2 protein-coding genes are annotated in these 806 nt (G+C 68.9%); both read left to right on the forward strand.

Annotation, left to right across the window (positions count from 1 at the left end; all coding sequences use genetic code 11):
- Window positions 1-507 (forward strand): GDP-mannose 4,6-dehydratase (locus ARB25_RS00005; protein ID WP_156327640.1); only part of this gene is annotated, 507 nt, incomplete at its 5' end.
- Between the two features lie 13 nt (window positions 508-520).
- Window positions 521-806, forward strand: a 286-nt coding sequence (locus ARB25_RS00010; RefSeq protein ID WP_172676292.1) for a dTDP-4-dehydrorhamnose 3,5-epimerase family protein, incomplete at its 3' end; no start/stop codon positions are given.

Below are 806 nucleotides of genomic sequence, written 5' to 3' on the forward strand. Positions count from 1 at the left end.
TCCATCGCCGACCCCGAGCCGTTCCTGCGCACCAACGTGGAGGGCACCTTCCGCCTGCTGGAGGCCGTGAGGAAATACGGCGTCCGCTACCACCACGTCTCCACCGACGAGGTCTACGGCGACCTGGCGCTCGACGACCCCCGCGACTGGATCCACACCGAGGACCACTCCTCGGCCGTCTGGGACATCCTCACCAGGGGACGCATGGGGGAGACCTACCTCATCGGCGCCGACGGGGAGAGGGACAACATCACCGTGCTGCGCATGATCCTCGAGGCCATGGGGCGCGACCCCGAGGACTTCGACTGGGTCGCCGACCGCCCCGGCCACGACCGCCGCTACGCCATCGACAGCTCCAAGCTCCAGCGGGAGCTGGGCTGGAGGCCGGCGCACACCGACTTCGCCGAGGGCCTCAGGGCCACCATCGACTGGTACGTCGCCAACGAGGCCTGGTGGCGCCCGGCCAAGGAGGCCACCGAGGCCCGCTACCGCGCGCAGGGGCAGTAGGGAGAGCAGAGACATGGCAGACATCGCATTCGAGAAGGACCTCTCCGTCACCGAGACGGGCATCGGGGGCCTGAAGGTCGTCGACCTGGCCGTCCACGGCGACAACCGCGGCTGGTTCAAGGAGAACTGGCAGCGCGCCAAGATGTGCGCGCTGGGCATCCCCGACTTCCGCATCGTCCAGAACAACATCTCCTACAACGACAGCCGCGGCGTCACCCGCGGCATCCACGCGGAGCCCTGGGACAAGTTCATCTCCGTGGCCCGCGGCTCGGTCTTCGGTGCCTGGGTGGACCTGCGCG

It is taken from the genome of Collinsella aerofaciens, from assembly GCF_001405375.1.
Taxonomy (GTDB): Bacteria; Actinomycetota; Coriobacteriia; order Coriobacteriales; family Coriobacteriaceae; genus Collinsella; species Collinsella aerofaciens_F.